The following is a 3956-nucleotide window of genomic DNA, read 5'->3' as shown; positions in this document are numbered from 1 at the left end:
TGAGAAGCTTTGGATGCGGTGTCAAGAGTTTTCTCATGCAACGCGAACCAACGACCTGCTAGGTGGGCGCCGTGCAGTCGCCATGCGTAGCCCCAAAGACCCAACGGCGCACACCTGGCAGGTCTGGAGGGGCGCATAGCTCATGAGACCTAGCAGGTGCGGCGCGGTGGATTGGAGCTACCGTTGCGTTAGGGCGGCATGCGGGAACCTGGTTCCCGCACATGTTCATGAACGTAAACGGGGGTACGCGGGAACTTGGTTCCCGCGTACCCCCGTTCTTTATCCTTGTGCGGCATACCAAAAACCCTGACTTCCTCTCTCCAACCGTATCTTTTGGCCCCTTTGAACGGTACATGAAGTAGAGCCCATGAATATGGTCATGGGCCATGTACCCCGAAGGGCTCTATGGCAAAGACCGATAACCCCCTGAAACGCTTGGTCATCTTGGTGGCCAAGGATGTGGCCGCGTGGCTGCTGAACCGCCCAGTACGCGAAGTCACGGCGCAAGCGAGCAACTTGCTCCCGCCCGTGCAGGCCGTGGATAGTGACCTCATCTTCTCGGTAACATCTGAGGATGGGAGCGAAGAGATACTGCATCTTGAATTCCAGGGGCGAGGCAGCGATCTCCCGATGCCACTGCGGATGCTCGAATACCGCGTTCGGATCGCCACGGCCTACCCGGGCATCCCGGTCACCAGTGTGGTATGGTATGTAGGTGGTGCCGGTGCCAGCGACATGGGGACGCATCATCTCACCAACGCGCAGGGCCATGCCACGGTCACATGGCAGTATCATGTCATCCATCTGTGGAAGCTGGATGGCGAGGATCTGCTTGCCTTGAACCGTCCAACACTTGCGGCACTGATTGGCCAGACGCGGCTGCGCGACCCCGAACCCGCGTTGCGCCAAGCGGTAGACCAGATCGTCACGGGGACGAGTGGTGAATTGCAGGAACGGTTATTGCTCGAATTGCTCACCCTATGTACCGATAAGGAGGTTGCTGCGATGGCGAAAGAGATCGTGCGTTATGATCGTTACGGCATGGAGGAAGCGCCCATCATTCAGATGTGGCGGGAGGAGGGCATGATCAAAGGCCGCGAAGAGGGCCGCCAAGAGGGCCGCCAAGAGGGCCAGTTGGCGTTATTGCTGCGCCTCCTCTCTCACCGCTATGGCCCACTAAGCACAGAGATGACGGCGCAGGTAGCAGCTCTGAGCCCGACGCAGATGCTTGCTCTTGCCGAGGCGCTGCTCGATTTCACCAGCCATGATGATCTGGAGCAGTGGTTGGCGCGGGGAGGAGAGTAGCGGAACAGGGGGCAGCAGAACAGGGGAACAGGGGGCAGCAGAACAACGGTAACGTGCCTTGAAACCATCCCTCTCACACACACAAACAGGAACAAACATCATGGCTTCTCGCCTATTCATCATCTGGCTGCTGCTCATTGCCCTGAGCGCATGTGGCGCTTCAGCAGCCTCATCGGGCGATCCGGTTGCCAGTGGGCAGCGGATCTTCAATATCTGGTGCTTGGGCTGCCATAGCCTCGATCCCGCTGGCCCCACCGCCCTAGGCCCCCCCTTGGCTGGCATCGCTACCCGTGCCGCCAATAACCCCGATGGCCTCACTGCCAGCGAGTGGCTGCTGCGCGAGACGATTGATCCTGATTTTAGCGTGACCCCCGGCTATACTGCGGGGATGATGCCCAACGATTATGATCGCGTCTTTAGCCCAGAGCAGCTTGATGCGCTGGTGGCTTTTATGCTTACGTTGGAATAACCCGGTTGTTCCTTCTGGGAGGGGTTTGGGGCTACGCCCCAAGCCCTCTTTTTCTTTCAAGTTGGCGGCGAAGCCGCCAACTTGAAAGAAAAAGAGGTTTTTTTGGGTGAGGCTTTGCCTTTCCCAAGCCCCCGCTGCAGGCGCAGCCACCCCGAAACCACCAAAATTTGCCCAAAACCGTATCTTTTCGCCTACTCGCACGGTATATAGACATGAGGGGCTATTTTTGTACGCCGGGATTCCGGTAGGAGTTGATGATGATTGCTAAAGTCTATAGCTGTGCGGTGATTGGCCTTGAAGGGGTGTTGGTTGAAGTTGAGGTTGATATTGCTCAGGGCATGCCCTCGTTTACCGTGGTGGGCTTGGGTGATGCGGCGGTGCAAGAGAGCCGTGAGCGGGTGCGGGCTGCCATTCGCAATTCGGGGCTGAGTTTCCCCTTTAAGCGCCTGACGGTCAATTTGGCCCCCGCCGATCTGCGTAAGGTGGGGCCAGCCTATGATCTGCCGATTGCTATTGGTTTGCTGCTTGCCTCTGAGCAGGTGATGGGCAATACCCAAGGCGCGATCTTTATTGGGGAACTGGGGCTTGATGGTAGTCTGCGCCATACCGATGGTGTCCTGCCGATGGCTGCCGTGGCCCGTGAACGTGGTGCCCATACCGTCTATGTGCCGCGTGAAGATGCCGCTGAAGCTGCCTTGATCGAGGGACTCACTGTGGTGCCAGTGGCTTCGCTGATCGATCTGGCGACTCATGTGAATGGCGAACGCCCCATAGAACCCTATGGCACCAATTTGCCACCAAGCCATGAAGAACCAAGCTTTCCCATTGATTTTCAGGATGTCAAGGGCCAAGAGCATGTGAAGCGTGCCCTGGAAGTCGCGGCTGCCGGTGGCCATAATGTGCTCATGCATGGCACCCCCGGCTCCGGCAAGACTATGCTGGCCCGGGCGTTGCTCTCGGTGCTGCCGCCAATGAATCTGGAAGAGGCGCTCGATGTTACGAAGATCTACAGTGTCTGTGGCCAGTTACCCAAAGAGATGCCGCTGATGCGCCGACGGCCCTTCTGTGCGCCGCACCATACCACCTCAATCGCCGGGCTGATTGGCGGCGGTGCCGGGCGCGCCCGCCCCGGTCTGGTCAGCATGGCCCACCGTGGCGTCCTCTTTCTCGATGAGTTGCCCGAATTTGGCGCCAAGCTGGAGGTGTTGCGCCAGCCCCTCGAAGACCGCACGGTCACCTTGAGCCGTGCGAATAGCAGCATCACCTACCCGGCAGCCTTTATGCTGGTAGCCGCGCAAAACCCCTGTCCCTGTGGTTGGCATGGCGACAGCGAGCGGGAGTGTACCTGTAGCCCCGCCCTGGTGACACGCTACCAGAAGCGGGTTTCGGGGCCGCTGCTCGACCGGATTGACATCCATGTCGAGGTGCCTCGCATCAACTACGAGAAGCTCAGTTCGGAGCGCCTGGGCGAACCTTCGCATGCCATCCGCAAGCGCGTACAAGCTGCCCGCGAACGGCAACAGACCCGCTTTGCCGACGCAGCACGCGGCTTCGTCAACGCCGAACTAGGCCCAGGCGAACTACGCCACCACTGCCAACTCGACAACGCCGGGCAGAGCCTGATGAAGGCCGCCGTTCGCCAACTCAACCTCTCGGCCCGTGGCTACCATCGCATCCTCAAACTTGCTCGCACCATCGCCGACCTCGCCGGCACCCCGCAGATCGGCCCAGCCCACCTCGCCGAAGCGATCCAGTACCGCCCAAGACGAACGGAGTGATACCATAGCCGATAGCCGATAGCCGATAGCCGAAAAAGAGCGCAAAGGAACGCAACAACACCGCTGTGCCTTCGCCCCTCTCCCACAACGTGGGAGAGGCGGTGTCCGGTTGGTGAGCCTGTCGAACCAGAGCTTGCCGAAGGGGGTAGGGGGTGAGGGCCATCCATGCCATCGCTGCCCTGCTCGACTCTGGTACTACCACTGTGCTATGCTACACAGAAGCCTTATACCAATTACCCTTGAACATGCCGCATGATCAAGAACGCTAACACCCATTGGGACGCCATGTTCGGCCATCTACAATCTGCAATCTACAATCTGCAATCTACAATCTGCAATCTGCAATCTGCAATCTGCAATCTGCAATCTGCAATCTGCAATCTGCAATCTGCAATCTGCAATCT

At 58.8% G+C, this 3956-nt stretch carries 3 protein-coding genes; all 3 read left to right on the top strand.

Going from position 1 to position 3956, the window contains the following annotated elements:
* Positions 1 to 405: 405 nt before the first annotated feature.
* The 3 genes from CJ255_RS21315 to CJ255_RS21305 all read left to right on the top strand — a co-directional run bounded on the left by CJ255_RS21315 (position 406) and on the right by CJ255_RS21305 (position 3552).
* Positions 406 to 1305, top strand: a complete 900-nt coding sequence (locus tag CJ255_RS21315) for a DUF4351 domain-containing protein (RefSeq protein ID WP_097646093.1) — start codon at positions 406 to 408, stop codon at positions 1303 to 1305.
* A gap of 100 nt (positions 1306 to 1405) precedes the next feature.
* Complete coding sequence (locus tag CJ255_RS21310) at positions 1406 to 1774, top strand: c-type cytochrome (RefSeq protein WP_097646092.1); 369 nt, start codon at positions 1406 to 1408, stop codon at positions 1772 to 1774.
* A 254-nt stretch (positions 1775 to 2028) separates the two neighbouring features.
* The gene (locus tag CJ255_RS21305) at positions 2029 to 3552 is read left to right on the top strand and encodes a YifB family Mg chelatase-like AAA ATPase (protein ID WP_245863646.1); all 1524 of its coding nucleotides are present in this window, start codon (positions 2029 to 2031) and stop codon (positions 3550 to 3552) included.
* Positions 3553 to 3956: the final 404 nt, after the last annotated feature.

The organism is Candidatus Viridilinea mediisalina (assembly GCF_002532535.1).
GTDB classification, from domain to species: domain Bacteria; phylum Chloroflexota; class Chloroflexia; order Chloroflexales; family Chloroflexaceae; genus Viridilinea; species Viridilinea mediisalina.
This window is presented reverse-complemented; position numbering and strand designations above follow the sequence as displayed.